Annotated in this window: 21 protein-coding genes; 8 read left to right on the plus strand and 13 right to left on the minus strand. The window is 62.8% G+C overall.

Annotation, left to right across the window (positions count from 1 at the left end):
- Window positions 1–3,318 (plus strand): DEAD/DEAH box helicase, encoded by a 3,318-nt coding sequence (locus tag AACG97_RS19315; protein ID WP_225786023.1) that lies wholly within the window; start codon window positions 1–3, stop codon window positions 3,316–3,318.
- 100 nt (window positions 3,319–3,418) lie between these two features.
- Here the strand turns inward: AACG97_RS19315 and nagZ are convergent, their stop codons facing one another.
- Window positions 3,419–4,417, minus strand: coding sequence for a beta-N-acetylhexosaminidase (gene nagZ, locus AACG97_RS19320; protein ID WP_232555206.1), 999 nt, complete (start codon window positions 4,415–4,417; stop codon window positions 3,419–3,421).
- An 83-nt stretch (window positions 4,418–4,500) separates the two neighbouring features.
- The gene (locus tag AACG97_RS19325) at window positions 4,501–5,208 is read right to left on the minus strand and encodes a TetR/AcrR family transcriptional regulator (RefSeq protein WP_009686283.1); all 708 of its coding nucleotides are present in this window, start codon (window positions 5,206–5,208) and stop codon (window positions 4,501–4,503) included.
- Between the two features lie 216 nt (window positions 5,209–5,424).
- Here AACG97_RS19325 and lexA point away from each other — a divergent pair, with 216 nt between their 5' ends.
- Together lexA and sulA are read left to right on the plus strand one after the other, a co-directional pair.
- The gene (gene lexA / locus AACG97_RS19330; RefSeq protein ID WP_029887015.1) at window positions 5,425–6,033 is read left to right on the plus strand and encodes a transcriptional repressor LexA; all 609 of its coding nucleotides are present in this window, start codon (window positions 5,425–5,427) and stop codon (window positions 6,031–6,033) included.
- 13 nt (window positions 6,034–6,046) lie between these two features.
- The gene (gene sulA / locus AACG97_RS19335; RefSeq protein WP_009686281.1) at window positions 6,047–6,523 is read left to right on the plus strand and encodes an SOS-induced cell division inhibitor SulA; all 477 of its coding nucleotides are present in this window, start codon (window positions 6,047–6,049) and stop codon (window positions 6,521–6,523) included.
- Window positions 6,524–6,579: 56 nt separating this feature from the next.
- On the opposite strand, the gene AACG97_RS19340 is transcribed toward sulA, so the two are convergent.
- The 7 genes from AACG97_RS19340 to AACG97_RS19370 all read right to left on the minus strand — a co-directional run bounded on the left by AACG97_RS19340 (window position 6,580) and on the right by AACG97_RS19370 (window position 14,992).
- Window positions 6,580–6,813, minus strand: a complete 234-nt coding sequence (locus AACG97_RS19340; protein ID WP_009686280.1) for a hypothetical protein — start codon at window positions 6,811–6,813, stop codon at window positions 6,580–6,582.
- Between the two features lie 50 nt (window positions 6,814–6,863).
- On the minus strand, window positions 6,864–7,379 hold the full coding sequence (locus AACG97_RS19345; protein WP_009686279.1) for a DUF6586 family protein: 516 nt from the start codon (window positions 7,377–7,379) through the stop codon (window positions 6,864–6,866).
- Between the two features lie 89 nt (window positions 7,380–7,468).
- Window positions 7,469–10,078: a type I DNA topoisomerase gene (gene topA / locus AACG97_RS19350; RefSeq protein ID WP_144188934.1), complete on the minus strand. Its 2,610-nt coding sequence runs from the start codon at window positions 10,076–10,078 to the stop codon at window positions 7,469–7,471.
- A 101-nt stretch (window positions 10,079–10,179) separates the two neighbouring features.
- Window positions 10,180–10,431: a DUF1653 domain-containing protein gene (locus AACG97_RS19355; protein WP_197884860.1), complete on the minus strand. Its 252-nt coding sequence runs from the start codon at window positions 10,429–10,431 to the stop codon at window positions 10,180–10,182.
- Between the two features lie 76 nt (window positions 10,432–10,507).
- Entirely contained in the window at window positions 10,508–11,683 is a 1,176-nt protein-coding gene (gene fadA, locus AACG97_RS19360; RefSeq protein ID WP_003248768.1) for an acetyl-CoA C-acyltransferase FadA, read from the minus strand.
- 31 nt (window positions 11,684–11,714) lie between these two features.
- Window positions 11,715–13,862: a fatty acid oxidation complex subunit alpha FadB gene (fadB, locus tag AACG97_RS19365; protein ID WP_009686275.1), complete on the minus strand. Its 2,148-nt coding sequence runs from the start codon at window positions 13,860–13,862 to the stop codon at window positions 11,715–11,717.
- 692 nt (window positions 13,863–14,554) lie between these two features.
- Window positions 14,555–14,992 (minus strand): hypothetical protein, encoded by a 438-nt coding sequence (locus AACG97_RS19370; RefSeq protein ID WP_029887011.1) that lies wholly within the window; start codon window positions 14,990–14,992, stop codon window positions 14,555–14,557.
- A gap of 110 nt (window positions 14,993–15,102) precedes the next feature.
- Between AACG97_RS19370 and AACG97_RS19375 the strand changes: the two genes are divergently transcribed.
- Window positions 15,103–15,543, plus strand: a complete 441-nt coding sequence (locus AACG97_RS19375) for a universal stress protein (protein WP_009686273.1) — start codon at window positions 15,103–15,105, stop codon at window positions 15,541–15,543.
- A gap of 125 nt (window positions 15,544–15,668) precedes the next feature.
- On the opposite strand, the gene AACG97_RS19380 is transcribed toward AACG97_RS19375, so the two are convergent.
- Window positions 15,669–17,597 carry an ATP-binding cassette domain-containing protein gene (locus tag AACG97_RS19380; protein ID WP_225786022.1) on the minus strand — a complete coding sequence of 643 codons (1,929 nt, stop codon included), beginning with the start codon at window positions 17,595–17,597 and terminating at the stop codon, window positions 15,669–15,671.
- A 222-nt stretch (window positions 17,598–17,819) separates the two neighbouring features.
- On the opposite strand from AACG97_RS19380, the gene AACG97_RS19385 reads away from it, so the two are divergent.
- On the plus strand, window positions 17,820–19,745 hold the full coding sequence (locus AACG97_RS19385) for a transglycosylase SLT domain-containing protein (protein ID WP_029887729.1): 1,926 nt from the start codon (window positions 17,820–17,822) through the stop codon (window positions 19,743–19,745).
- Window positions 19,746–19,811: 66 nt separating this feature from the next.
- Here the strand turns inward: AACG97_RS19385 and AACG97_RS19390 are convergent, their stop codons facing one another.
- Window positions 19,812–20,615: an MOSC domain-containing protein gene (locus AACG97_RS19390; RefSeq protein WP_197886223.1), complete on the minus strand. Its 804-nt coding sequence runs from the start codon at window positions 20,613–20,615 to the stop codon at window positions 19,812–19,814.
- A gap of 55 nt (window positions 20,616–20,670) precedes the next feature.
- On the minus strand, window positions 20,671–21,606 hold the full coding sequence (locus AACG97_RS19395; protein WP_054904159.1) for a chemotaxis protein CheV: 936 nt from the start codon (window positions 21,604–21,606) through the stop codon (window positions 20,671–20,673).
- A 326-nt stretch (window positions 21,607–21,932) separates the two neighbouring features.
- On the opposite strand from AACG97_RS19395, the gene AACG97_RS19400 reads away from it, so the two are divergent.
- From AACG97_RS19400 to AACG97_RS19410, 3 genes are all read left to right on the plus strand, one after another.
- A complete protein-coding gene (locus AACG97_RS19400) occupies window positions 21,933–22,442 on the plus strand; it encodes a hypothetical protein (RefSeq protein ID WP_009686268.1) in 510 nt (169 codons plus the stop codon).
- A gap of 365 nt (window positions 22,443–22,807) precedes the next feature.
- Window positions 22,808–23,704 (plus strand): sensor histidine kinase, encoded by an 897-nt coding sequence (locus tag AACG97_RS19405; RefSeq protein WP_115294477.1) that lies wholly within the window; start codon window positions 22,808–22,810, stop codon window positions 23,702–23,704.
- Complete coding sequence (locus tag AACG97_RS19410) at window positions 23,694–24,353, plus strand: response regulator (RefSeq protein WP_009686266.1); 660 nt, start codon at window positions 23,694–23,696, stop codon at window positions 24,351–24,353. The genes AACG97_RS19405 and AACG97_RS19410 overlap by 11 nt, the downstream gene beginning before the upstream one ends.
- Here the strand turns inward: AACG97_RS19410 and yegS are convergent.
- Entirely contained in the window at window positions 24,337–25,224 is an 888-nt protein-coding gene (yegS, locus tag AACG97_RS19415; RefSeq protein ID WP_009686265.1) for a lipid kinase YegS, read from the minus strand. The two genes, AACG97_RS19410 and yegS, sit on opposite strands and share 17 nt — an antisense overlap.
- Window positions 25,225–25,578 lie beyond the last annotated feature (354 nt).

Raw genomic sequence — 25,578 nt, forward strand, 5'->3', positions numbered from 1 at the left:
ATGAAGCCAGATGCCGTCGAGTTGGTGAATCAATACCCGAACTGGACCCAGTCGTTCAGCAAGGCCACCCTGCAGCGCGCAGAACGCTATGCCGATGAAGGCCGGGTAGAACTGGACGCTATCTATCGCCAGACCATCACCGCCCGGTGCGAAGGCAGCGGCGACAATGTCTACCAGCAAACCATCGAACTGCACATTGCAGGCGGCCGCTGCCACGTCGAGGGTGAGTGCGACTGCCCGGTACGCCAAAACTGCAAGCATTGCGCTGCGGTACTGTTCACCCTCAGCGGCCCCACCATCAGTACCGAGCCTGTGCAAAGCCCGCCGGGTACGCTGTCGGCCGAACTGCAGCACTGGCTCAGTGGCCTGGAGCAGCCGCCGGCCCAGACCGGCGCAGCCGATGACAAACGCGGGCGCATGGTCTGCTACCAGCTGCAACTGACCGATACTGCCGGCTGCACGCTGCTGGTGCGCAAAGGCACACGCAGCGAGGACGGCATCCGCTTCAGCCGGGTGCAGTCGCTTTACGATTTTCTCTACGAGCCGCCGCGCTTCGTCACCGACCAGGACACGCGCATCCTGCGCCTGCTTGCGGCATTGAACCAGGGGGCCGGCCAGGACCGCGGCTACCAACTCAAAGGCCAGGAAGGCGGGGAACTGTTCCAGCGCGCACTGGAAACCGGGCGCATGCTGTTCGACGTCAACATGCCCCTGCTGCACGAAGGCCCGACGCGCCCAGCCGAGTTCCGCTGGGTACGCCAGGGCAATGGCAACTACCGGGGGCTGTGGTACAGCGGTGAGGAACCGCTGCGCTGCGTCATCCCGCTGCTGCCGCTGTACTACTTCGATGTGCAGGCGCAGGAGGTGGGCAAGGTCGAACACACCCTTGACCCGCATGTGGCCGTGCAGCTGACCATCGCCCCCGATGTGCCGGAACACCTGGTCGTCCCCCTGAGCCACAAGCTCAATGCCCTGAGCCACAAGGTGCCGACCCCAGCCCCCGTGCGAGAGCAAGTGATCGAGGACATACAGCCACAGGCCCTGCTGGCCCTCGGCAGCCTCGAGTACACCGCCTACATGCCGAAAACCGGGCGCATGCAACGGCAGATGCAACATCGCGCCGCATTGGCATTCGACTATGACGGCCTGCAAGCCAGCGGTAGCGACGACAAGCCACTGACCCGCCTTGCAGGCAACACCAGCCAGCGCATCCGCCGCCAGCCCCAGGCTGAACAAGCCCTGCGCAAGGTGCTGCGGGACTTCGGCTTCAGGCCTGCAACCCGGCAGAGCAAGGCATTGCCCGACAGTGCCGGGGAAATGTATCAACTGCCCGACGACGAAGCCTGGCTGCACTTTGCCCGCGAGGGCCTGCCACGCCTGCGCGAAGCCGGCTGGGCCATCGATACCCACCGCGATTTCGCCTTCGACCTGCAAGAGGTGGAAGACTGGTACGCGACCATCGACGAAGCGCCGGGCCATGAATGGTTCGACCTGGAACTGGGCATCGTGGTCGATGGCCAGCGCCACAGCCTGTTGCCGATCGTGCTGCAATTGCTGCGCAGCAGCCCAGAGCTGTTACGCCCCAGCGAACTGGCCCGGCGCAGTGACGACGAGCACCTGTTGATCGACCTGAACCGCGGCCGCCTGGATGCCTCGCCCTTGCGCGTCGCCCTGCCTTATGGCCGTATCAAGGCAGTGATGGGCACCCTGGGCGAGCTGTACCTGCACGAAGGCAGCGTAGGCCCGGCCCTGCGCCTGGACCGCGCCGACGCCGCGCGCCTGAACCAGATCGAAGGCATGCCGCTGCATTGGCAAGGTGGCGAGCATGTGCGCGACCTGGGGCGCCGCCTGCGTGACGCGCGTGACCTGCAGGTCGCACCGCCAGTCGCGCTGCGGGCCAGCCTGCGCGCCTACCAGCAGCAAGGCCTGAACTGGCTGCAGGCCCTGCGCGAAATGGGTACCGGCGGCATTCTGGGCGACGACATGGGCTTGGGCAAGACCCTGCAAGCCTTGGCTCACCTGCTGCTGGAAAAGGAAAGCGGGCGCCTCGTCAGCCCAGCCCTGGTCGTGATGCCGACCAGCCTGATACCCAACTGGCTGGACGAAGCCGCACGCTTCGCCCCCGACCTGCGTGTACTGCCCCTGCACGGGCCAGGGCGCAGCAAGCATTTTGCCAAGCTGGGCGACTACGACCTGGTCCTCACCACCTATGCGCTGCTGCCCCGCGACCTGCAGCACCTGCGCGCGCACGCGTGGCACTTGCTGGTGCTGGACGAGGCACAGAACATCAAAAGCAGTACCAGCAAGGCGGCCCTGGCCGCCTGCGAACTGCAGGCCACCCAGCGTCTGTGCCTGACCGGCACGCCGATGGAAAACAACCTGGGCGAACTGTGGTCGATCTTCCACTTCCTGATGCCCGGCTGGCTGGGTGAACTGAAGCGCTTCAACCAGGACTACCGCACGCCGATCGAGCGCCACGGTGACAGCGAGCGCATGGCCCACCTGGCCAACCGCGTCCGGCCGTTCCTGTTGCGCCGCACCAAGGAGCAGGTGGCCACCGAGCTGCCGGCCAAAACCGAGATGGTGCACTGGGTCGAGCTCAGCGACGCCCAGCGCGACACCTACGAAGCGGTACGCGTGGCCATGGACAAGAAAGTCCGCGATGAAATTGCCCGCAACGGTGCCGCGCGCAGCCAGATCGTGATCCTCGACGCGCTGCTCAAGCTGCGCCAGGTGTGCTGCGACCTGCGCCTGGTAAAAGGCGTGGAGAGCAAGGGTAACCAGGCCGACAAGGGCAAGCTGGGGGCACTGCTGCAAATGCTCGATGAGCTGCTCAGCGAAGGCCGCCGGGTACTGCTGTTTTCGCAGTTCACGTCGATGCTTGCACTGATCGAGCAGGAACTGCAAAAGCGCCAGATCCGCTACAGCCTGCTCACCGGCGATACCCGCGACCGGCGTACGCCGGTGCAGCAGTTCCAGCAGGGTGACAGCGAGGTGTTCCTGATCAGCCTGAAGGCCGGCGGCGTGGGCCTGAACCTGACGGCGGCAGACACGGTGATCCACTTCGACCCCTGGTGGAACCCGGCCAGCGAAAACCAGGCCACCGACCGCGCCTACCGTATAGGCCAGGACAAACCGGTGTTCGTGTTCAAGCTGATTACCCGCGGCACGGTGGAAGAGAAAATACAGGCACTGCAGCAGGAGAAGGCCGCGCTGGCGGCGAGCCTGCTCGATGGCGGCCAGGCTGGGCAGTGGCGGCTGGGGGATGAAGAGATCGATGCCCTGTTTGCACCGTTGCCAGGCAAGCGTGGGCGCTGATGCCCTCGGGTCGGCCGTGAGGGTTGGCTGGCAGTGAGGCCGAGCGCCGCGCGGGCGGCGATCTCACTGGCAACCAGCAACCCGCTCCAGCGGCGACAAATCAGTCGACCAGCTGCGCCTCTTTCAACGCGCCCAACGCCGCCAGCCAGCGTGGCTGCTGGCGATAGTCGGTACGTGCAAAGCCCTGCCCGCGCATCCGGGCGATACGCGGCGAGGGCCTGACCTGCATGCGCTGCGCTGCGCTCAGTGCCAGCTCTGCCGCCGCGCGGTCATTGCAAACCAGGCCCATGTCGCAGCCGGCAGACAATGCCGCCTCGATACGGCTGGCCGCATCGCCCACCACATGGGCACCGGCCATCGACAGGTCATCACTGAAGATCACCCCGTTAAAGCCCAGCTCGCCACGCAGAATGTCCTGCAGCCAGCGGCGCGAGAAGCCGGCCGGCTGGTCGTCCACCTGCGGGTAGATGACATGCGCCTGCATCACCGCCGCCAATTGCCCGCTCAGGCGGCTGAACGGTACAAGGTCGGCTTGGCGCAGTTGCGCAAGGCTGCGCTCATCGGTGGGAATGGCCACGTGCGAATCGGCCTCGGCCCAGCCATGCCCCGGGAAGTGCTTGCCGCAGGCCGCCATGCCGGCGGCATTCATGCCGCGGATGAACGCCCCGGCCAACTGCGTCGCACGCAGCGGGTCGCCCTCGAAGGCGCGGCTGCCCACCACGGCACTGCGCTGGTGATCAAGGTCAAGCACCGGAGCGAAGCTCAGGTCCAGGCCCACTGCCAGCACTTCGGTCGCCATCAGCCAGCCACACTGCTCGGCCAGGTATTCAGCGTTGTCGTTGTCGGCCAGCGCGCGCATGGCGGGCAGGCGCACAAAGCCCTGGCGCAGGCGTTGCACACGGCCGCCCTCCTGGTCCACCGCCAGAATCAGATCGGGGCGTATGGCGCGGATGGATGCGCATAGCTCACGCACCTGGCGCGGGCTGTCGATATTGCGGGCGAAGATGATCAGGCCGGCCACTTCGGGCTGGCGCAGCAGGTGACGGTCTTCGGCGGTCAGCCATTTACCGGCGATGTCCACCATCAGGGAGCCTTGCAGACTGACGGTCATGGGTATTCCTTAATTGAAGACTGAACAGAAGCGGCGCTAGCTTAGCCCAAGCGCCCCGCCGCGCCCAGCCTTCAGGCCTTGGCCGTGGCGGCGCTGCTCTTGGTGCGTGGGCGCAGTTGTGCAGTGGCCATGGCCGGGTCGGTGACGCCACTGTCGGCCCGCATGCCGGCCGCCAGGAACGGCACCATCAGGCGCATGACCTGTTCGATGGACGTATTGATACCGAAGTCGGTTTCGGCGATGGCCCGCAGGGCCTTGATGCCGGACATGCTGAACGCGGCCGCCCCCAGCATGAAGTGCACGCGCCAGAACAGCTCCAGCGGCGGAATACGGGGAGCCGCCTCGTTGACCAACAGCATGTAGCGGCGGAACACCTTGCCGTACATGTCTTCCAGGTAGCGCCGCAAGTGCCCTTGGCTCTGGCTGAAGGCAAGGCCCAGCAGCCGCATGAAGATCGACAGGTCGTTGTTGCTGCGCGGCTGCACGGCCAATGCCTGCTCCACCAGCATTTCCAGCAGCTCTTCCAGGCTTGGCTTGTGCTCGGGCTTGGCCTGGCGGCGTTCCAGTTCACGCTCGAGGCTGGCGCAGAACGGGCCCAGGAAGCGCGAGAACACAGCCTGGATAAGCGCTTTTTTGGAACCGAAGTGATAGTTGACCGCCGCCAGGTTGACCCCGGCCTTGCTGGTAATCAGCCGCAGCGAGGTTTCAGCGAACCCCCTTTCCGCGAACAGCTGCTCGGCAGCATCGAGAATGCGTTCAACGGTTTCCGATTGGGCCATGACTACTCCGACTACTCCGCCAGACAAACAGTTGTTTGAAACATACGTTTCAGCCCTGCATCTGTCAAGGCTCGGTGACCGGGCGGTCGCCGTTGGAAAACAGGCGCGTCGTGCCTCCGGGAGGGGGCGTTCGACTTTTCTTGCAACGTGTGGCTTGAAGCTTATCCAGTACTGTATATAATCCCAGTCACTGTACAAAAAGCCAGAGCGCCCAACATGCTGAAACTGACGCCACGCCAAGCCGAAATTCTCGCGTTCATCAAGCGTTGCCTGGAAGACAACGGTTTCCCGCCCACACGTGCCGAGATCGCTCAGGAACTGGGCTTCAAATCGCCCAACGCTGCCGAAGAACACCTCAAGGCCCTCGCCCGCAAGGGTGCCATCGAAATGACCCCAGGTGCATCCCGCGGCATCCGCATCCCGGGCTTCGAAGCCAAGGCCGAAGAAAGCGGCCTGCCCATCATCGGCCGTGTGGCTGCCGGTGCACCGATCCTTGCCGAGCAGCACATCGAGCAATCGTGCAACATCAACCCCGCGTTCTTCCACCCCCAGGCCGACTATTTACTGCGCGTGCACGGCATGAGCATGAAGGACGTCGGTATCCTGGACGGCGACCTGCTGGCAGTACACACCTGCCGTGAAGCACGCAACGGCCAGATCGTGGTGGCCCGCATCGGCGACGAAGTGACCGTCAAGCGCTTCAAGCGCGAAGGCAGCAAAGTCTGGCTGCTGGCCGAAAACCCCGAATTCGCCCCTATCGAAGTCGACCTGAAAGAACAGGAACTGGTGATCGAGGGCTTGAGCGTCGGCGTCATTCGCCGCTGATCCAGGAGGCGTCATGCAGCAGTTCATTCACGTACCCGAGCAAGCCCAGTTGCCGTTGTTCGAAGCATTCCTTGCCCAACCCGTACTTCCTGGCTTAAAGGCCAGCGAACTGGCACGCAAGCACAGCGACCCCGAGCTTTTCAGCGAACTGTCGCTGCGTGGCGCCCAAGGGCACTGCCAAAACCTGCTGGCACCCGTACTGCGTGAGCTGAGCGAAGAAGACGAAACCCGCTGGCTGACCCTGATCGCGCCGCCGTCGAGCCTGACCCAGGCCTGGCTGCGCGACGCAGGCCTCAACCGTGAACGGATCCTGCTGCTGCAACCCCGTAGCAATCAGAGCCCATTGCAGCTGGCCTGCGAAGCCCTGCGCCTGGGCCTTAGCCACACAGTGGTCAGCTGGCTGGGTAGCGTGAATGCTACTGCCCGCCAGCAACTGCTACGGGCAGCCACTACCGGAAATGCACAAAGCCTGAACATCCGCCTCGGCTGATGTTCAGGCTTTGCCTGTTACTTCAAAACGCCAGGCACCTGCTGCACCCTCAGGGTTCAGTGCAGCACCCGCGGCCCTTCATCACGCTCAGCCTCACCTTCCATCAGGCGACCGGCCATCTGCACACCCACGCTGAGCATGGCCTTGGCCACTTCAACATGCTGACCCTGCAGAAATACCTTGGCGTCTTCCGAGAAATCCAAGGTTACCAGTGAGCCTTCATCCTCGGCGCGACGCAGTTCGATGCGGCCATCAGGCAACTCGACAATTTCCAGAAAAGACGTAGACATAAATGGCAGTTCTCCGCGAAAGGCCAGTATTGTATCAGCCGTTGCCGCGATCAGCACTCACTCAACGCGTCGCGAAAACGCCTGACCAGGCCTTTGAGGTTATTGCGCCAGCTTTCCAGCTCGGCGCGGGACAACGCTGGTTGCTCGGGCTCGTCAAGGTTCACGGCTTGGATCAGCGGCTGAGTAACATCGGTTTTTGGCGCTTTCCTGGCGACAGGTGGTCGGAACAAATCGGCATAAGCACTGAGCATTTGCGCCAGCCACGTTTCACGCTGGCGCGCCAGCTCCAGCAGCTCGGCCACCTCGGGGATGGCAATACCGTTCAGGCTGTCGTCGGCCAGCGCCTGCTCCACAGTTGCCACCACCGGCAGGCGGTAGAAAGCACCAATTTCATGGCACATGCCCAGTAGCGCGCCGTACAGGTGAAACAGCGCCGACTCGCGCTCGGCCTGTACCAGGCCCTGGGCATTCATGGCCTGGCTTTGCTCGGCCTTGGCCATGGCCTCGAGGGCGAGGCCGGCAAAGAACAGTTTCTGGTTGGTGCGGGTGTAGGTTTCCTGGGCCATTTCTGTGCCCTCCCTTCAGGCTGCAAGGCAAGTTTCTGCATCATAAATGATTGGGGCCGCTAAGCGGCCCCAATTACAGCACTGAAGGCTCAGCGCTTGTCTTCTACCTTCCACGCGCCACCGTCGTAGAACGCCTTCCAGCCGGTAGGCTTACCATCAACCTCGGACTGCACGTACTGCTCCTTGGTCTTGCGGCTGTAGCGGATCACTGCAGGGCGGCCGTCCGGGTCCTTCTGCGGCGCATCGCACAGGAAGTGGTACTTCGGGTCGATCTCGTGCTTGTGCGGCACGATTTCCATGACCAGTGGTGCCCGGGTTTCGCGGTTCTTGGGGAACTGGCTGGCCGCCAGGAACAACCCCGAGGCGCCATCGCGCAGCACGTAGGTGTCGTCCACCTTCTCGCACTTGAGCTCAGGCATGTCCACCTTGTCCATCTTCGGTGGCGCTGCCTCACCGCTTTTCAGCAGTTTGCGGGTGTTCTTGCAAGCCGGGTTGGTGCAGCCGAAGAACTTGCCGAACCGGCCGGTCTTCAGTTGCATCTCGCTACCGCACTTGTCGCATTCCAGGCTTGGCCCTTCGTAACCCTTGATGCGGTAGTTGCCTTCTTCGATTTCGTAGCCAGGGCAGTCCGGGTTGTTACCGCAGATATGCAGCTTGTGCTTCTCATCCAGCAAGTAGGCATCCATCGCCGTGGCGCAGATCGGGCAACGGTGCTTGCCCAACAGCACCCGCGACTCGGACTCACCCTCGTCGTCCGCAGCGATTTCATCGCCGGGCACCAGGTTGACGGTCGCCTTGCAACGCTCTTTCGGCGGCAGGCTGTAGCCAGAGCAGCCAAGGAATACCCCAGTGGAAGCAGTACGAATCATCATTGGCCGGCCACATTCCTTGCACGGAATGTTGGTCATGGTCGGCTGGTTGGCGCGCATGCCGTCTTCGCTCGACTCGGCCGTCTGCAGCTTCTTGCTGAAGTCGCCATAGAACTCGTCGAGCACGTTCTTCCAGTCACGCTCGCCCTGGGCCACGTCGTCGAGGTTCTCTTCCATGTCGGCGGTAAAGCCGTAGTCCATCAGGTTGGAGAAGCTTTCCGACAGGCGCTCGGTGACGATGTCGCCCATTTTCTCGGAGTAGAAGCGGCGGTTGTGCAGGGTCACATAACCACGGTCCTGGATGGTGGAAATGATCGCCGCGTAGGTCGACGGGCGACCGATGCCGCGCTTTTCCATTTCCTTTACCAGGCTGGCTTCGGTGAAGCGTGCCGGCGGCTTGGTGAAGTGCTGGCTCGGGTCGATCTGCAGCAACTTCAGCGCTTCGCCCTGGACCATTTCCGGCAGTACGTCGTCTTCACCCGGTTTGCTCTGCTGTGGCAGCACACGGGTATAACCGTCGAACTTCAGGATACGGCCCTTGGCGCGCAGCTCGAAATCGCCGGCAGCCACGGTGACACTGGTAGACAGGTACTGCGCCGGCGGCATCTGGCAAGCCAGGAACTGGCGCCAGATCAGCTCGTACAGGCGCTCGGCATCGCGCTCCATGCCACTGAGCTTGGTCGGGTGTGTATTCACGTCCGACGGGCGAATCGCTTCGTGCGCTTCCTGGGCGCCTTCTTTGCTGCCGTAGACCAGCGGTGCATCCGGCAGGTACTGCTTGCCGAACTCACGCTCGATGTAGCTGCGGGCCATGTCCAGGGCATCGGCCGACAGGTTGGTCGAGTCGGTACGCATGTACGTGATGTAGCCAGCTTCGTACAAGCGCTGGGCCATCATCATGGTCTTCTTCACACCGAAGCCCAGGCGGTTGCTGGCGGCCTGCTGCAGGGTGGAGGTAATGAACGGTGCCGACGGCTTGCTGCTGGTCGGGCGGTCTTCGCGCTTGACCACGCTGTAGCTGGAAGCCTTGAGCTTCTCCAGCGCGGCCATGGCCTGGGCTTCGTTCAGCGGCTTGAACGCCTCGCCATTTTCGCGCGCCACTTCGAAACGCACCTTGGCGTTTTTCGCGGTGCCGAGGTCGGCGTGGATTTCCCAGTATTCTTCGGGGATGAACGCGCGAATTTCACGCTCGCGCTCTACCACCAGCTTGACCGCTACCGACTGCACGCGACCGGCGGACAGGCCACGGGCAATCTTGGCCCACAGCAGCGGCGACACCATGTAGCCAACCACACGGTCAAGGAAACGCCGAGCCTGCTGGGCGTTGACCCGGTCGATGTCCAGCTCGCCCGGTTGCGAGAAGGCTTCCTGAATCGCCTTCTTGGTAATTTCGTTGAACACCACGCGCTTGTAGCGGGCCTCGTCACCACCGATGGCCTCGCGCAGGTGCCAGGCAATGGCTTCCCCTTCGCGGTCCAAGTCGGTTGCGAGATAGATGGTGTCGGCATCCTTGGCCAGGCGGCGCAGCTCTTCGATCACCTTTTCCTTGCCAGGCAGGATCTCGTACTTGGCTTTCCAGCCGTGGTCGGGGTCGACACCCATGCGCGACACCAGCTGGCGACGGGCCTTTTCCTTGGGTGAAAGTGCCGGGGCCTCACCCGCAGCCTTACCACGCTTGGCGGCCGGCTCTTTGCTTGCGCTGGCCGAACCGCTGGTGGGGAGGTCTCGGATATGGCCGATACTCGACTTCACCACGTACTGGTTGCCCAGGTACTTGTTGATGGTCTTGGCCTTGGCCGGGGATTCCACAATGACCAGCGATTTGCCCATGGATCGGAGTATTCCTGAATCTGAAGATGAAAAACGCGTCAGGTGCCGACACGCGGCACCGCTATATATAGTGGCAAAAGTGTGAGGTCAAGTTCGAACGATCATGCGTGCGACTTGCCCAGCAAGCCGGGCAGCCCCTTTTCGGCCTTGACCAAAGCAAAGCGTGGCACCTGCTCGCCGTCAACCTCGACGGACTCCTGGAACATCGAAAGTGGCCTTACCCAGAAGCTGTAGTCACCATACAGGCACTGGTAGAAAACCATCCACTCTTCGCTCTCGGAGTGCCGCGCAACGCTGAAGACACGGTACTCAGGCCCTTTGTAATGCCGGTATACGCCTGGCTGTATCTGCATGTTGCACACCCTCCTGAATAAAACCTGAAAAAACAAAACCGGGGCACAAGGCCCCGGTTGCTGTCCAGCGGCGCGATCAGACGCGTTCGAAGACAGTGGTGATACCTTGGCCGAGGCCGACGCACATGGTCGCCACCCCGAGGGTACCGCCATTTTGCTTCATGACATTGAGCAGGGTGCCGGAAATACGTGCCCCAGAGCAACCGAACGGGTGCCCCAAAGCGATGGCGCCGCCGTGCAGGTTAACCTTCTCATCCATCTTGTCGAGCACTTTCAAATCTTTCAGCACTGGCAAGGCCTGTGCAGCGAAGGCTTCGTTGAGCTCGATGAAGTCGATGTCTGCCATGGTCAGCCCGGCACGCTTGAGGGCTTTCTGGGTCGATGGCACCGGGCCGTAGCCCATGATCGCCGGGTCCACACCTGCCACCGCCATCGAGCGGATTACCGCCAACGGCTGGATACCCAGGTCCATGGCGCGCTGGCCAGACATGACGATCATGCACGACGCGCCGTCGGTGATCTGCGACGAAGTACCGGCCGTAACCGTGCCCCCTTTGGGGTTGAATGCCGGCTTGAGCGACGCCAGGCCTTCGAGGGTGGTTTCCGGGCGAATGGTTTCGTCGAAATCGAATACCTTCAGGAAGCCGTTCTCGTCGTAGCCCTGCATCGGGATGATTTCATCCTTGAACTTGCCTTCGACCGTAGCCTTGTGGGCCAACTGGTGCGAACGCAAACCAAACAGGTCCTGCTGCTCACGGGTGATGCCATGCATCTTGCCGAGCATTTCTGCAGTGAGGCCCATCATCCCGGAAGCCTTGGCGGCATGCAAGGACAGGTGCGGGTTAGGGTCCACGCCGTGCATCATGCTGACATGGCCCATATGCTCCACGCCGCCGACCACGAACACATCGCCGTTGCCGGTCATGATGGCCTGGGCGGCGGTGTGCAGCGCGCTCATCGACGAGCCGCACAGGCGGCTGACGGTTTGCGCAGCGGAGGTGTGCGGGATCTGCGTCATCAACGAAGCCATGCGGGCGATGTTCCAGCCCTGCTCCAGGGTCTGGTTGACGCAGCCCCAGATCACGTCCTCGACCTCTTTGGGGTCGACCTTGCCGTTGCGCTCCAGCAGCTTGCTGATCAGGTGCGCCGACATGTCTTCGGCGCGGGTGTTGCGGTGCATGCCACCCTTGGAGCGGCCCATCGGCGTGCGACCGAAGTCGACAATCACCACGTCTCTTGGATTCAGGCTCATATCAAATCTCTCGCTCTAGCTCGTTGACCGCTCAGTTGAAGAAGCGCTGGCCATTCTTGGCCATTTCGCGCAGCTTGGCGGTCGGGTGGTACAGCGGCCCCAGGTCGGCATAGCGATCGGCCAGGGCAACGAATTCGGCGACACCGATCGAGTCGATGTAGCGCAGCGCACCACCGCGGAAGGGAGGGAAACCAATGCCGTAGACCAGCCCCATGTCGGCTTCGGCAGCGGTCTCGACGATGCCGTCTTCCAGGCAGCGCACGGTCTCCAGGCACAGCGGCACCATCATCCAGTTGACGATGTCTTCATCGGTGACTTCACGCTGCTCGAACACGATCGGCTTGAGCACGTCGAGCACGGTAGCGTCGAACACTTTCTTCGGCTTGCCACGCTTGTCGGTTTCGTAGGCGTAGAAACCCTTGCCATTCTTCTGCCCCAGGCGGTTGGCCTCGTACAGGGCATCCACCGCCGAGCGGCGCTCGTCCTTCATGCGGTCAGGGAAACCTTCGGCCATCACGTCACGGCCGTGGTGGCCGGTGTCGATGCCTACCACGTCCATCAGGTAGGCCGGGCCCATTGGCCAGCCGAACTTTTCCATGACCTTGTCGATTCGCACGAAGTCGACACCGGCGCTGACCAGCTTGGCAAAGCCGCCGAAGTACGGGAACAGCACGCGGTTGACCAGGAAGCCCGGGCAGTCGTTGACCACGATCGGGTTCTTGCCCATTTTCTTGGCATAGGCCACGGTGGTGGCCACAGCCACTTCACTGGACTTCTCGCCACGGATCACTTCCACCAGCGGCATCATGTGCACCGGGTTGAAGAAGTGCATGCCGACGAAGTTTTCCGGGCGCTTGAGCGCCTTGGCCAGCAGGTTGATGGAGATGGTCGAAGTGTTGGAGGCCAGGATCGCATCGTCCTTGACCTGCCCTTCCACTTCCGCCAGCACCGCCTGTTTGACTTTCGGGTTCTCGACCACGGCCTCGACCACGATGTCGACATTGGCAAAGTCGCCATAGGACAGGGTCGGGCGAATGGCATTGAGCGCCTCGGCCATCTTGGCCGGGGTCAGGCGGCCCTTTTCGACGCGGTTGCCAAGGAGCTTGGAGGCCTCGTTCAAGCCCAGCTGGATGGCTTCCTCGCGGATGTCCTTCATCAGGATCGGGGTGCCCTTGACCGCGGACTGGTAGGCGATGCCGCCACCCATGATACCGGCGCCAAGCACGGCAGCCTGCTTCACGTCGTGGGCGATTTCGTCGTGCGCCTTGGCCTTGCGCTTGAGCTCCTGGTCGTTCAGGAACAGGCCGATCAGGCTCTCGGCAACCGAGGTCTTGGCCAGTTTGGCAAACCCGGCCGCTTCGACTTCCAGCGCCTTGTCGCGGCCGAAGTTGGCGGCCTTCTGAATGCTCTTGATGGCTTCGACCGGGGCCGGGTAGTTCGGCCCGGCCTGCCCGGCAACGAAGCCCTTGGCAGTTTCGAACGCCATCATCTGTTCGATGGCGTTGAGCTTGAGTTTTTCCAGCTTGGGTTGGCGTTTGGCCTTGTAGTCGAGCTCGCCGCTGATGGCGCGCTTGATCAGGTCGATGGCGCCAGCCTGCAGCAGCTCGGGCGCAACCACGGCATCGACGGCGCCGACTTTGAGGGCTTCTTCGGCGCGGTTTTCCTTGCCGGCAGCGATCCACTCGATGGCGTTGTCCGAACCGATCAGGCGCGGCAGGCGCACGGTGCCGCCAAAGCCCGGGTAGATGCCCAGCTTGACTTCCGGCAGGCCGATCTTGGCGCTGCTGGACATGACACGGTAATCGGCGGCAAGGCACATTTCCAGGCCGCCACCCAGGGCGATGCCATTGATGGCCGCGACGGTCGGCACTTCGAGGTCTTCGAAGGCGTTGAAGATGCGGTTGGCTTCCAGGTTGCCGGCGACCAGTTCGGCCTCGGGCAGCTTGAAGTTGTCGACGAACTCGGTGATGTCGGCGCCGACGATGAACACGTCCTTGCCACTGCTGACGATGACGCCCTTGACCGAGGCGTCAGCCTGGATGGCGCCTACGGCCTCGCGCAGCTCGTTCAGGGTCAGGCGGTTGAACTTGTTGACGGACTCACCCTTGAGGTCGAACTTGAGCTCGACGATGCCACTTTCAAGAGCCTTAACCGTGATGGCTTTACCTTCGTAAATCATCAACTGATCTCCACGATATGGAAGCTGAACTGTACACGCCGATCGCTGCAGCGGAAGCAGGCCTAGCTGCCCCGCCCAGGCACACCCGTCAGCGCGCTAGTCGGAAGTATGGCTTGGCGTGGTGACATACAAACGCTCAATTCATACGCCCGTTTGATTTGGGTGTGCACACATTCTCCGAAAAGATCTGCGTTGTCAAATGCTCACGAGCACGAAGAAAACGCGACTTTGCGGTCATTTTGTACCGTGCGCGCAGCAAACCATGATGACAGTGATCACCGGTCATTCATGCCAGCGATCGACCCGCGGGATTGCACAGGCGCTGCACATTTTCGCTTGCGCGCCGAGCGGGTATGGCTACACTGCCACTTGCGTGAATGAATACCCGGCCTGCCTGGCCTTTTCTGCGAAAGCAGAACGCAAAGCGGCGACTTGGCACCCCACCCCTTCAGGGGTATGCCAAGCCGCCGCTTTGTCGTTGTAGGAGCGGCATTGTGTCTTGAGAGGGGATTAGACCTGGTCATTCACCGTTCCACTTGTGGGAGCGGGCATGCCCGCGAACACCGGCGCAGCCGGTGCCAGACACCGCGTCGCCTGCTTCGCGGGCTTGCCCGCTCCCACAGGTGAATCGCGCAGGCTTTTCAAATTTTGAGAAAGACAATTGCTCCTAAAGGGATCGTGTTTAGCTGAACTCAGGCGAGGGTTTCGAGGACGTAGGCAACATCCTGCAATACAGCCGTATCGCCCCGTTCAGTCCAGTACAACGCGATCATCCGGGCATCGGCCTCTACCTTGTAAACGCTCGCCGGCAAGCGCGCCAGTGCCTCCACGAAGCGCGGGTCTTCGCAGGGTTCGCGGTACTGGTTCCACCACACCCCCGGGCTGACCTGCCAGTAGCTGAAGCTGTTCTGGTGCCCACGGCGGCGCGCCCGGTGGTACTGCGGGCAAGGACTTGGCGGCTCCTTCTCCAGCCAGTGCGGCCACTGTTGCGGCGCCAGCTGCATGGCCAACCCCATACGTCGGGCCTCCAGGCGCAGCTTCATCTGCTCGCTCTGCTTGCGCGAACTGCGCAACCAGGAAAACGGGCTGAGAATCAGCGCAAGGATTGACACCACCAGCAATACCGTCATATCAGTAGATTCCATAAAGCGTTGCAAATGAGCTGGTTAGCCATTTTTCACGGAAGACCCGCCCGAAAGCGACCATACTTCCTTTATCGCGATTGTCAGGAGTACTGCTCATGCCCTACGAACATTTGTTGGTCGCGGTCGACCTGACCGAAGAATGCGACCCGGTAATCAAGCGCGCCATGGCCTTGGCTGCCCCATCGAACGCCAAGGTATCGCTGGTGCATATCGTCGAGCCAATGGCCATGGCGTTTGGCGGCGATGTGCCGATGGACCTGTCGCAACTGCAACAACAGCAGTTCGACCAGGCCAAAGAGCGCATGGACCGGTTGTTCAACAAGTACCCGGACATTAATCGGGGCGACTCGCACCTGACCTACGGCCAACCTCGCCAGGAAATTCACCAGCTTGCCAAGGAACAACACTGCGACCTGATCGTGGTCGGCAGCCATGGCCGCCACGGCCTGGCGTTGCTGTTGGGGTCCACGGCCAATGACGTGCTGCACGGTGCGCCGTGTGACGTGCTGGCGGTACGCTTGCAGAAGAAAGACTGATCCGACCTGGTCCGGCCCTACCGCCGGCAAGCCAGCTCCCACAGAGGCACCATGGATTTCAAGCCTTATGGTGTCCCTGTGGGAGCTGGCTTGCCGGCGATAGGGCCGGACCAGGCTAACAACTATCAGCCTTCCAGCTCAGCCCAGCGCTCCACCAGTACATCCAGCTCACCCTGCAACTTCTCGATCCTGGCCAGCACTGCCGAAGTTTCCGCAATCGGCCGCTGATAGAAGCCCGCCGCATTCACCTCTTCCTGAGCTTCAGCCATGCGCTGCTCCAGCGCGTCGATCTGCCCCGGCAGCATCTCCAGCTCACGCTGCAGCTTGTAGCTGAGCTTTTTCTTCGATACCTCTTCCACCACCGGCGCAGCAACAGGCGCAGGCTTGGCCTCGACCTTCTCCACCACCGCGCTGTTGAGGGCCGACTTGCCGCCCTTGCTCTCGGTCACGCCCAGCAGCTTCGGCGAGCCGCCCTGGCGAATCCAGTCCTCATAACCCCCTACATACTCGCGCACCTTGCCCTCGCCTTCGAACACCAGGGTGCTGGTGACGACGTTGTCGAGGAAGGCCCGGTCGTGGCTGACGATCAGCACGGTGCCCTTGTAGTTGGACAGCACCTCTTCGAGCAGTTCGAGGGTTTCCACGTCCAGGTCGTTGGTCGGTTCGTCGAGCACCAGCAGGTTGGCCGGCTTGCTGAACAGCTTGGCCAGCAGCAGGCGGGCACGCTCCCCCCCCGACAGCGCCTTGACCGGCGTGCGCGCACGCTGGGGGCTGAACAGGAAGTCGCCCAGGTAACTGAGCACATGGCGGTTCTGCCCATCGATCTCGATGAAGTCACGGCCTTCGGCGAGGTTGTCGATTACCGTCTTTTCCAGCTCGAGCTGGTGGCGCATCTGGTCGAAATAGGCCACTTCCAGCTTGGTACCGCGCTCGACCTTGCCTGAAGTGGGCTCCAGGTCGCCGAGCATCAACTTCAGCAAGGTGGTCTTGCCGGTACCGTTGGCACCCAGCAGGCCGATACGGTCTTCGCGCTGCAGGACCATGGAGAAGTCCTTGACCAGCATCGGCCCTTCGGGATGATGGAAACTTACGTTTTCCAGCACCATGACCTGCTTGCCGGACTTTTCCGCCGCCTCGATCTGGATATTGGCCTTGCCCTGGCGTTCGCGGCGCTCGCCACGCTCTACCCGCAGGGCCTTCAAGGCACGCACGCGACCTTCGTTGCGGGTACGGCGGGCCTTGATGCCCTGGCGAATCCACACTTCTTCCTGGGCCAGGCGCTTGTCGAACAGCGCGTTGGCGGTTTCTTCGGCGGCCAGTGCGGCCTCCTTGTGCACCAGGAAGCTGGCGTAGTCGCCGTTCCAGTCGATCAGGCCGCCACGGTCCAGTTCAAGGATGCGGGTGGCCAGGTTCTGCAGGAACGACCGGTCGTGGGTAATGAACAGCACCGCGCCGTTGAAGCCGCGCAGGGCCTCTTCGAGCCAGGCAATGGCGCCAATGTCCAGGTGGTTGGTCGGCTCGTCGAGCAGCAGCAGGTCGGGCTCCGACACCAGCGCCTGGGCCAGCAGCACGCGGCGGCGCCAGCCACCGGACAGCTCGGCCAGGGTCTTGTCGGCAGGCAGTTGCAGGCGGCTGAGGGTGCTTTCCACCACCTGCTGCAGGCGCCAGCCGTCGCGGGCTTCCAGTTCGTGCTGAACGTGCATGAGCTTTTCCAGGTCATCGTCGCCCTGGATGTTCATGCTCAGGTGGTGGAACTGCGCCAGCAGTTCACCCACGCCGTCGAGGCCGGCCGCGACCACGTCGAACACCGTGCGCTCATCGGCCACCGGCAGTTCCTGCGGCAGTTCGCCGATCTTCAGGCCCGGCGCACGCCAGATTTCCCCGTCGTCGCCCTTCTGCTCGCCCTTGACCAGGCGCAGCATGCTCGACTTGCCGGTGCCGTTGCGGCCGATGATGCACACCCGCTCGCCACGAGCGATCTGCCAGGACACTTTGTCCAGCAGCGGCATGGCGCCGAATGCGAGGGACACATCGCTGAATTTGAGCAGGGTCATGTTGGTCTCCATAAATCGGGCGCGCATTCTACCTGAGTTGGGCCCCCGACGGCAGCTGCCAGGCCAATCGATGCACGCGTGGCGACATCCGGTCGACGTTAATATGCCGATACAAGCACAGTGCTTTCACCCGCTGCCGGCAAACGGCTAAGCTAAGGCAATAGCTTCCAACAGTGCTGGCTCCGCCGTCACTTCCCCATGGTTCAACTGCCCGGACGTATCATGCGCAGCCGCCTGTTACAAATTGCTTCCTGCCTGCTGCTGACCGCTGCCACCAGCGCGGCACAGGCCACCGACCTCACCCTGCAGCGCCAGTACTACGACGAAGCCAAGCGCGCGCTGGCCAAGGGCGACAAAGGCCCTTACCTACGCTATGCCCAGGCCCTGAGTGACTACCCGCTGACCCCGTACCTGGCCTACGACGAGCTCACTGCCCGCCTGAAAAGCGCCAGCAACCAGGAAATCGAGGCGTTCCTCGCCAAGCATGGCGACCTGCCCCAGGCCAACTGGATGAAACTGCGCTGGTTGCGCTGGCTGGCCGAACGCGGCGAGTGGGACACCTTCGTCAAGTACTACGACCCCAAGCTCAATTTCACCGAGCTCGATTGCCTCAACGGCCAGTACCAGCTCAGCCATGGCCTGCGTGCCGAAGGCAACGCCACCGCCGAAAAGCTGTGGAACGTGGGCAAGTCGCAACCTGCCGCGTGCGACACACTGTTCGGCATGTGGGCCGCTGAAGGCCAGCTGACCGAGAGCAAGCGCTGGCAGCGCACCAAGCTGGCAGCCCAGGCGCGCAATTACAGCCTGGCCAATAGCCTGGTCAATGGCCTGACCACCCTCGGCCCGCAAGGCCGGCTGCTGGTCGACGTGGCACAGAAGCCTGAGCTGCTCAACCAGCCATCGCGCTTTGCCCCGGCCAACGAGGCGATGGCCGATGTGGTCAGCCTGGGCCTGCGCCGCCTGGCGCGCCAGGACCCGGAGCGGGCCATGGCGCTGCTGGACGACTACGCCCAGCGCATGCATTTCTCCCGCGACGAAAAGGTGGCCATCGCCCGCGAAATAGGCCTGACCCTGGCCCGCCGCTACGACCCGCGTGCGCTCGACCTGATGACCCGCTACGACCCTGAGCTGCGCGACAACACCGTCAGTGAATGGCGCCTGCGCCTGCTGCTGCGCCTGGGCCGCTGGGAAGACGCCTACGAGCTGACCCGGCGCCTGCCTCAGGACCTGGCCAGCAGCAGCCGCTGGAAGTACTGGCAAGCGCGCAGCCTGGAGCTGGCACAGCCGAACAACCCGCAGATCCCGCTGCTGTACAAGACCGTGGCGCGCGAGCGTGACTTCTATGGTTTCCTCGCCGCCGACCGGGCCAAGACACCGTACCAACTGAACAACAAACCCCTGTTGCTGAGCCCGCAACTGGTGAAGAAAGTACGCAATACACCCGGCATCCAGCGGGCGCTGGAATTCCATGCCCGCGGCCAGATCGTCGAAGGCCGCCGCGAGTGGTACCACGTCAGCCGGCACTTCACCCGCGATGAAATGGTGGCCCAGGCGCGCCTGGGTTATGAATTGCGCTGGTACTTCCCGGCCATCCGCACCATCAGCCAGGCCCAGTACTGGGACGACCTGGACATCCGCTTCCCGATGGCCCACCGCGATACCCTGGTGCGCGAAGCCAACGTGCGCGGCCTGCATTCGAGCTGGGTATTCGCCATTACCCGCCAGGAAAGCGCGTTCATGGAAGACGCACGCTCCCCGGTCGGCGCCAGCGGCCTGATGCAACTGATGCCGGCTACCGCCAAGGAAACGGCCCGCAAGTTCAGCATTCCGCTTGCCTCACCGGCACAAGTGCTCAACCCGGACAAGAACATCCAGCTGGGTGCCGCCTACCTGAGCCAGGTGCACAGCCAGTTCAACGGCAACCGGGTCCTGGCCTCGGCAGCCTACAATGCCGGGCCCGGGCGCGTGCGCCAGTGGCTGAGGGGCGCCAAGCACCTGAGTTTCGATGTGTGGGTGGAGTCGATCCCGTTCGACGAAACCCGCCAATACGTGCAGAACGTGCTGTCGTATTCGGTGATCTACGGGCAGAAACTGAATGCACCGCAGCCGCTGGTGGATTGGCATGAGCGGTATTTCGATGACATGTAAGGTTCGCTGAGCCCTTGCCGGCCTGTTCACGGGCAAACCTGTGAACAGGCCGGTGCCAGCACACAGCTATTCCAGGATTTCCACGCCCATCCCGACCTCAAGCCACCCGCTGCCATCCACCGCCAGGTTCTGCCCGAACAGTATATCGCCTTCCTTTTCGCGGAAGGTCCTGAGCGTGGCCATCGGTTCACGGTCTTCACTGCGCTCGCCGGTGGCGGGGTCGATAGTGGTAAAGATGCACCTCACACTCGGTTTGAGCACCCGGAATTCGAGGGTGCCAATGCGGATCCGCTTCCAGCCATCCTCGCCGAAAGGCTCGGCGCCCTGCACCACCAGGTTCGGCCGAAAACGCAGCATCTCCATGGGCCGCCCCACACGGCGGTCAAGCTCGTCCAGCGAGCCCTGGCCGATCAGCAACAAGGGGAAACCATCCGGAAAAGCCGCGCGATCGCTGTTGAAGCCATAACCGTTGGGCAAATAACGGGCACGCTGCTCCGGGCAATACACCAGGTGCACAGCCTTGCCCAGCCACTCGCTCAGCCAGGCCGCCGCGCCATCGCCGGCGTCTGGCACGCGCAAGGTATCGCGCCAGATCGTCACGCCACGCAGGCCCTCATCGGCAGGTGGCACTGCCACCCTCAGCGAGGCGCGCCCAGGCGCCTGCAACAGCAGCTGGCCGCAGCCGTCATCGTGCGCCGCGATCTGGCCAAGGCGTGGCCAGGCACGTTGGGTCAGGAAGCGTCCGTTTTCTGCCTCGACCACCATCCAGCGCCGGTCACCCTGCAGGCCCAGCAGCCCCACCGGCGAAGCGCGCAGGCTCTGCGCCTGGCACGACTTCACCGGGTATCGGTACAACTCACTCAGAAACATCCCTGCCGCCTCGCGTCTTGGCAAATGCCAAGCTTATACCGGGCAGGCGTGGCGATCACGCGGTGGCCGTATCCAGCAGCAGGCGCTGCTTGACCACGTCGACCAGGCGATCGGGCTGGAACTTGGAAAGGAAGTTGTCGCAACCCACTTTCTTGACCATGGATTCATTGAAACTGCCCGACAGCGATGTGTGCAGCACCACGTAGAGTTGGCGCAGCCGCGCATCGCCACGAATCTCGGTGGTCAGGCGGTAGCCGTCCATTTCCGGCATTTCGGCGTCGGTGAACACCATCAGCAGCTTTTCACACACGTCCTCGCCTGCATCAGCCCAACCCTTGAGCATGCGCAGTGCCTTCAGGCCATCACTGGCCACATGCAGTTTCATGCCCAACTGGGACAAGGTGTCGCGCAACTGCGCCAGGGCCACACTGGAGTCGTCCACCAGCAGCACCTCGCGGCCTTGCGCCCGTGCCAGCACGGGGTCGGCCAGTTTGTCGCCGGAAACCCGGGCGTTGTAAGGCACGATTTCAGCCAGCACCTTTTCCACGTCGATGACCTCGACCAGTTGCTCATCGACCTTGGTGATGGCAGTCAGGTAATGCTGGCGCCCGGCGCTGGACGGCGGCGGCATGATCGACTCCCAGTTCATGTTGACGATGCGGTCGACCCCTCCTACCAGGAAAGCCTGCACCGAGCGGTTGTATTCGGTGACGATGATGGTGCTGTCGGGCGTGGGTTGCAGCGGGCGCATGCCAATGGCCTGGGACAGGTCGATCACCGGCAACGTCTGCCCACGCAGGTTGACCACACCGCAGACGAACGCATGACGCTGGGGCATCAGGGTGAGCTTGGGCAGTTGCAGCACTTCCTGAACCTTGAACACGTTGATCGCGAACAATTGGCGGCCCGCCAGGCGGAACATCAGGATTTCCAGGCGGTTCTCACCTACCAGTTGCGTGCGTTGGTCTACCGTGTCGAGAATGCCAGCCATTGGAAAGCCCCCAGGCTTGAGTCGAAAAAGGTGAATTGATCTACCCTGTATCGGCGGCTTCCCGCACACCTTGACCCTTGCGGGAAAATGCCGACCCGGCAATTGATATCACTTTACCATCATGCTTTACTGCCGGCACCCCGCTCGAATTCGGCAGCCCGCATCAGGGAAACCCCTAGGGGCAGTCAGGTGAAACCTGATATTCGCGATATCCTTTAGCCATTAATGTGACGCCATTCTCATTGCATGAATGGAGTCAGGCTTTTGCTAGCTATCGTTGCGGCGTGCCCGTCACCTGCGCCTACCCCACGCGCGGGGACCTGATCATGGACACTGCCTTAGCGTTCGATAACGCACTGCAGGGCTTCCTGCTGGATGCCCAGGTACTGCTGACCCAGGCCCAGGAATGCCTGCAGCATCTGGAATTGATCGACAACGATCCAGACGCCTGCCGCTGCCTGGACAGCACCTTGGCCAGCCTCGCCGGGCAGGCCACCCGCCTGGGCGCGCGCGAAGTTGCCCATTACGCCACCGCGCTTCACCAGTTGCTGGCCCCGGCCTGCTACAGCGGCTGCCTGCAGCCAGAGGCATTGCCTGCGATCGAGGCGTGCCTGACCCTGCTGGCCTGGCAACTGGAGTTGCTCGACAGCCGAACCGGGCGGTTGAACCTGGATATCGGCGAGCAACTGGTGCTGCTGGGCGAGCTGGCCAAGGTCGTGCAGCAACCCCTTGCCCCGGCTTGCGCGTCTTGCGATGAAGCAGGCAAAACGTGCGATCACCCGCATGATGTCATGCGCTCCGGCAGCCATGGCAGCCGGTCGTACCGCGCGCATTAACCTGACCAGAAGTGCAACTAACTACATGCACTCAAGCCCTGCGCTGGTCGAACTTGCAAAGTTCGCAAAGTTTCAGGAAGGCCAAGTTGAATCATTACCGCCTTAGTTGCAGCGCGGGTGCGAGCAGCGGGATCCGCGGGTGGCACTTTGCCACCCGGCACCGCCCTGCCAACAGGCGTTTCGGAGCGTCACCCAGCCGCGACCGACACCGTACGAAGTGGTAATATGCGCCCCCACAAACACTTGCAATCACAAAAAAGTTTGCACATCAGGTGCTCGACCAAACAGCGGAAGTACTGCGCCAAAGCCTCTGACCCGCATTGTGCAAGGCCTCTATCAGCAATACTTCAGTGGCTTCCCTATTTATGCTCCCACGCTTGAAATTCCACATGCGTAGCTGCTGCCGCGTTGCCCTGCTGCGCTGGCTGACGGTCGGGCTGTGTGTGGCCTCGCTGGTTACCAACCTGATGCTGTACCTGGCCAACCTGGCTATCCCGGCTGGCCTGCTGCTTTTGCAGTTGGCCGCAACGCTGGCCGCCACCCTGCAGTTGGGATTGGGGGCCAGGTCGATCAGCCTGCGGCCGGCTGAACTGGCCGAGCGCATGCTGAAGGTGCAGGAAGACGAGCGGCAACACCTGAGCCGGGAGTTGCACGACGACATTGGCCAATTGCTGACTGCCGCCAAACTGCAACTGCAGTGGCTGAAACGGCGCATGCCGGCCGAGTTGCAGGGCCACTGCGATGCGCTGCACAGCACCCTGGATGACACCCTGGGCACGGTACGCAACGTGTCGAGCCTGCTCAACCCCAGGCAATTGGCGAGTCTTGGGTTGGAAGCCAGCTTGCGCGCGCACTTGGTCCGCACGCTGGGCAGCAGCAGCGTACACTGGAGCCTGGCGTGCAACCAACGCCTGGGCGGCATTGACGATGCAGTGGCCATGGCAGTGTTCCGCATCACCCAGGAAGCAGTCACCAACATGCTGCGCCATGCCCAGGCACACAACCTGGTTGTGCGCCTGCAACGCACCCCTGCCGGGCTGGCGTTGTCGATTCACGACGATGGCCGCGGCTTCGTTCCCGCCCGGCATCCGGCCGAGGCCGGCCAGCGCGGCCTGGCCGGCATGCAGGAGCGGGTAACGGCCTTGCAGGGCAGCCTGCAGATCACCAGCCAGCCTGGCCAGGGTACACGGATAGAAGCGATGTTCCCGTGGCCACCGCGCACCCAGCAACGCGCCAGGAGTACTGTTGCCCATGACCTGTAGATTGCTGCTGGTCGACGACCACTCGCTGATCCGCGCCGGCGTACGTGCGCTGGTTTGCGACATTCCCGGCTACAGCGTGGTCGGTGAGGCCGACGATGGCAGCCAGTTGCTTGAGCAGGTGCGCGCACTGGCGCCGGACATTGTCCTGCTGGACATTTCCATGCGCTCGACCAGTGGCCTGGACGCCCTGACCCAATTGCGGGCCTGCGGCAGCAACTGCAAGGTGCTGATCCTGTCGATGCACACCGATCCGGACCTGATCATGCGTGCCCTGGAAAGCGGTGCCCACGGTTACCTGCTCAAGGACACCAGTGCCACCGAGCTGGAGCAGGCGCTGGAGGCAGTACGCCACGGCGAGCGCTACCTGAGCCCGGCCATCGCCCACACCGTCATCAACCAGGCGCTGCAGCGCAACAGGCCGGGCGCACAGGGCGGCAGCGACCGGCATAACCTCACGGCGCGCCAGCTGGAGATCCTGCGCCTGATCGTGCGCGGCAAGTCGACCCGGGAAATTGCCACTGGCCTTGGCCTGTCGATCAAGACCGTGGAAACCCACCGCTCGCAAATCATGAAGCGCCTGCAAATTCATGATGTGGCTGGCCTGGTACTGTTTGCCGTGCGCGAAAAGATCATCAGCCTGGACGACTGAGCAGCGGCGACCCGGCAGGCAGGTGCAGGCGCAACGCTGCGGGCCGGGCTTCGAAACGCAAATTGGTAGTCTGCAAGGGCTCGCCATCGAGGTTGAGGTCCAGGCCCTGGGCGCTCTTGATCTCGACCCAGGGCAACCTGGCACGGACGAACAGGCCATCACCGGCCAGCAGGTCACGCAACGTGCCCAGCATTTCCTGTGGGGCAGGCAATACGGCGATATCGAGCAAGCCATCATCGACTACCGCATCCGGGCACAGCTCCTGCCCGCCTCCCGCCTGGCGGCCATTGCCGATACCCAGTGCCAGCAGATCCCCTTGCCAGTGGAAATCCGGCCCTTGCAGCTCGACCGAAGCCGCCTGCAGTTCGCTGAAGCGTGTGAGGCCGGTGAACAGATAGGCCGCGGCGCCCAGGACCTTCTTCAGGTCTTCGGACGTATTGGCCGTGACCTGACTACCGAACCCGCCGGTGGCCATGTTGAGGAACAGCTGGTCGCCGGCCTGGCCCAGGTCTATGGGCTGTGCCGCCACGTTCAACAAGGCCAGCGCAGCGGCAGGCTCCAGCGGAATGCCGGCAGCCTTGGCAAAATCGTTGGCGGTGCCCAACGGCAGCAATACCAGGCTGGCATCGGTCCCGGCCTGCCCCATGGCCTCGGCCACATCGCGCAGGGTCCCGTCGCCGCCACCGGCGACAATGTGGCTGTAACCTGCCGCCAGCGCCTCGGTCACCAGGCGCTGGGCATCGCCCGCCTCCCAGGTGACCCGCACATCCAGCACCCAGCCACTGTCGCGCATGTCGTGCACGGCATCGCGCAGTTCGTCGTTCATCGCCTGCTTGCCGTGCAGGACCAGCATTGCCTTGCGCGCTTGCATAGGCGCATCTCCCTGAGGTTGACCAACCCTATCTCGACCACGGGCACGCGTGGATCGTTGCATGCCGCATTCAAAAACAGCCAGCGGCGTGTCGCGCGTGGCAGGCGGTGTTCCCTGCAGCAGCGCCGGCTCGGCTGGTAGTGAAGATAATGGCATTTTTTCCACAGCCGACAATGCCCGGCTATGCTGAGTCGAGACACTTTTGACAGGTTTTTGACCCTACAAGCGAATGAGCACAGGCGAGTCAGCATTTTGACTGTGAAATGCCCTGGCTTGCCCGCCACGGACGCACCTCCCGGCCCTCTCCTGCAACCGGCCGACAGGTGCGTCTTGCCCTCTGCAGCCGTCAGCGAG

It is taken from the genome of Pseudomonas sp. Nvir, assembly GCF_963778085.1.
GTDB lineage: Bacteria > Pseudomonadota > Gammaproteobacteria > Pseudomonadales > Pseudomonadaceae > Aquipseudomonas > Aquipseudomonas juntendi.

Bases quoted from the DNA above. Each gene is read 5' to 3' on its own strand.
- AACG97_RS19315 (WP_225786023.1), top strand. From the start codon at position 1: ATGAAGCCAGATGCCGTCGAGTTGGTGAATCAATACCCGAACTGGACC.
- AACG97_RS19325 (WP_009686283.1), bottom strand. From the start codon at position 5,208: ATGGCCCAATCGGAAACCGTTGAACGCATTCTCGATGCTGCCGAGCAG.
- lexA (WP_029887015.1), top strand. From the start codon at position 5,425: ATGCTGAAACTGACGCCACGCCAAGCCGAAATTCTCGCGTTCATCAAG.
- sulA (WP_009686281.1), top strand. From the start codon at position 6,047: ATGCAGCAGTTCATTCACGTACCCGAGCAAGCCCAGTTGCCGTTGTTC.
- AACG97_RS19340 (WP_009686280.1), bottom strand. From the start codon at position 6,813: ATGTCTACGTCTTTTCTGGAAATTGTCGAGTTGCCTGATGGCCGCATC.
- AACG97_RS19345 (WP_009686279.1), bottom strand. From the start codon at position 7,379: ATGGCCCAGGAAACCTACACCCGCACCAACCAGAAACTGTTCTTTGCC.
- topA (WP_144188934.1), bottom strand. From the start codon at position 10,078: ATGGGCAAATCGCTGGTCATTGTGGAATCCCCGGCCAAGGCCAAGACC.
- AACG97_RS19355 (WP_197884860.1), bottom strand. From the start codon at position 10,431: ATGCAGATACAGCCAGGCGTATACCGGCATTACAAAGGGCCTGAGTAC.
- fadA (WP_003248768.1), bottom strand. From the start codon at position 11,683: ATGAGCCTGAATCCAAGAGACGTGGTGATTGTCGACTTCGGTCGCACG.
- fadB (WP_009686275.1), bottom strand. From the start codon at position 13,862: ATGATTTACGAAGGTAAAGCCATCACGGTTAAGGCTCTTGAAAGTGGC.
- AACG97_RS19370 (WP_029887011.1), bottom strand. From the start codon at position 14,992: ATGACGGTATTGCTGGTGGTGTCAATCCTTGCGCTGATTCTCAGCCCG.
- AACG97_RS19375 (WP_009686273.1), top strand. From the start codon at position 15,103: ATGCCCTACGAACATTTGTTGGTCGCGGTCGACCTGACCGAAGAATGC.
- AACG97_RS19380 (WP_225786022.1), bottom strand. From the start codon at position 17,597: ATGACCCTGCTCAAATTCAGCGATGTGTCCCTCGCATTCGGCGCCATG.
- AACG97_RS19385 (WP_029887729.1), top strand. From the start codon at position 17,820: ATGCGCAGCCGCCTGTTACAAATTGCTTCCTGCCTGCTGCTGACCGCT.
- AACG97_RS19390 (WP_197886223.1), bottom strand. From the start codon at position 20,615: ATGTTTCTGAGTGAGTTGTACCGATACCCGGTGAAGTCGTGCCAGGCG.
- AACG97_RS19395 (WP_054904159.1), bottom strand. From the start codon at position 21,606: ATGGCTGGCATTCTCGACACGGTAGACCAACGCACGCAACTGGTAGGT.
- AACG97_RS19400 (WP_009686268.1), top strand. From the start codon at position 21,933: ATGGACACTGCCTTAGCGTTCGATAACGCACTGCAGGGCTTCCTGCTG.
- AACG97_RS19405 (WP_115294477.1), top strand. From the start codon at position 22,808: ATGCTCCCACGCTTGAAATTCCACATGCGTAGCTGCTGCCGCGTTGCC.
- AACG97_RS19410 (WP_009686266.1), top strand. From the start codon at position 23,694: ATGACCTGTAGATTGCTGCTGGTCGACGACCACTCGCTGATCCGCGCC.
- yegS (WP_009686265.1), bottom strand. From the start codon at position 25,224: ATGCAAGCGCGCAAGGCAATGCTGGTCCTGCACGGCAAGCAGGCGATG.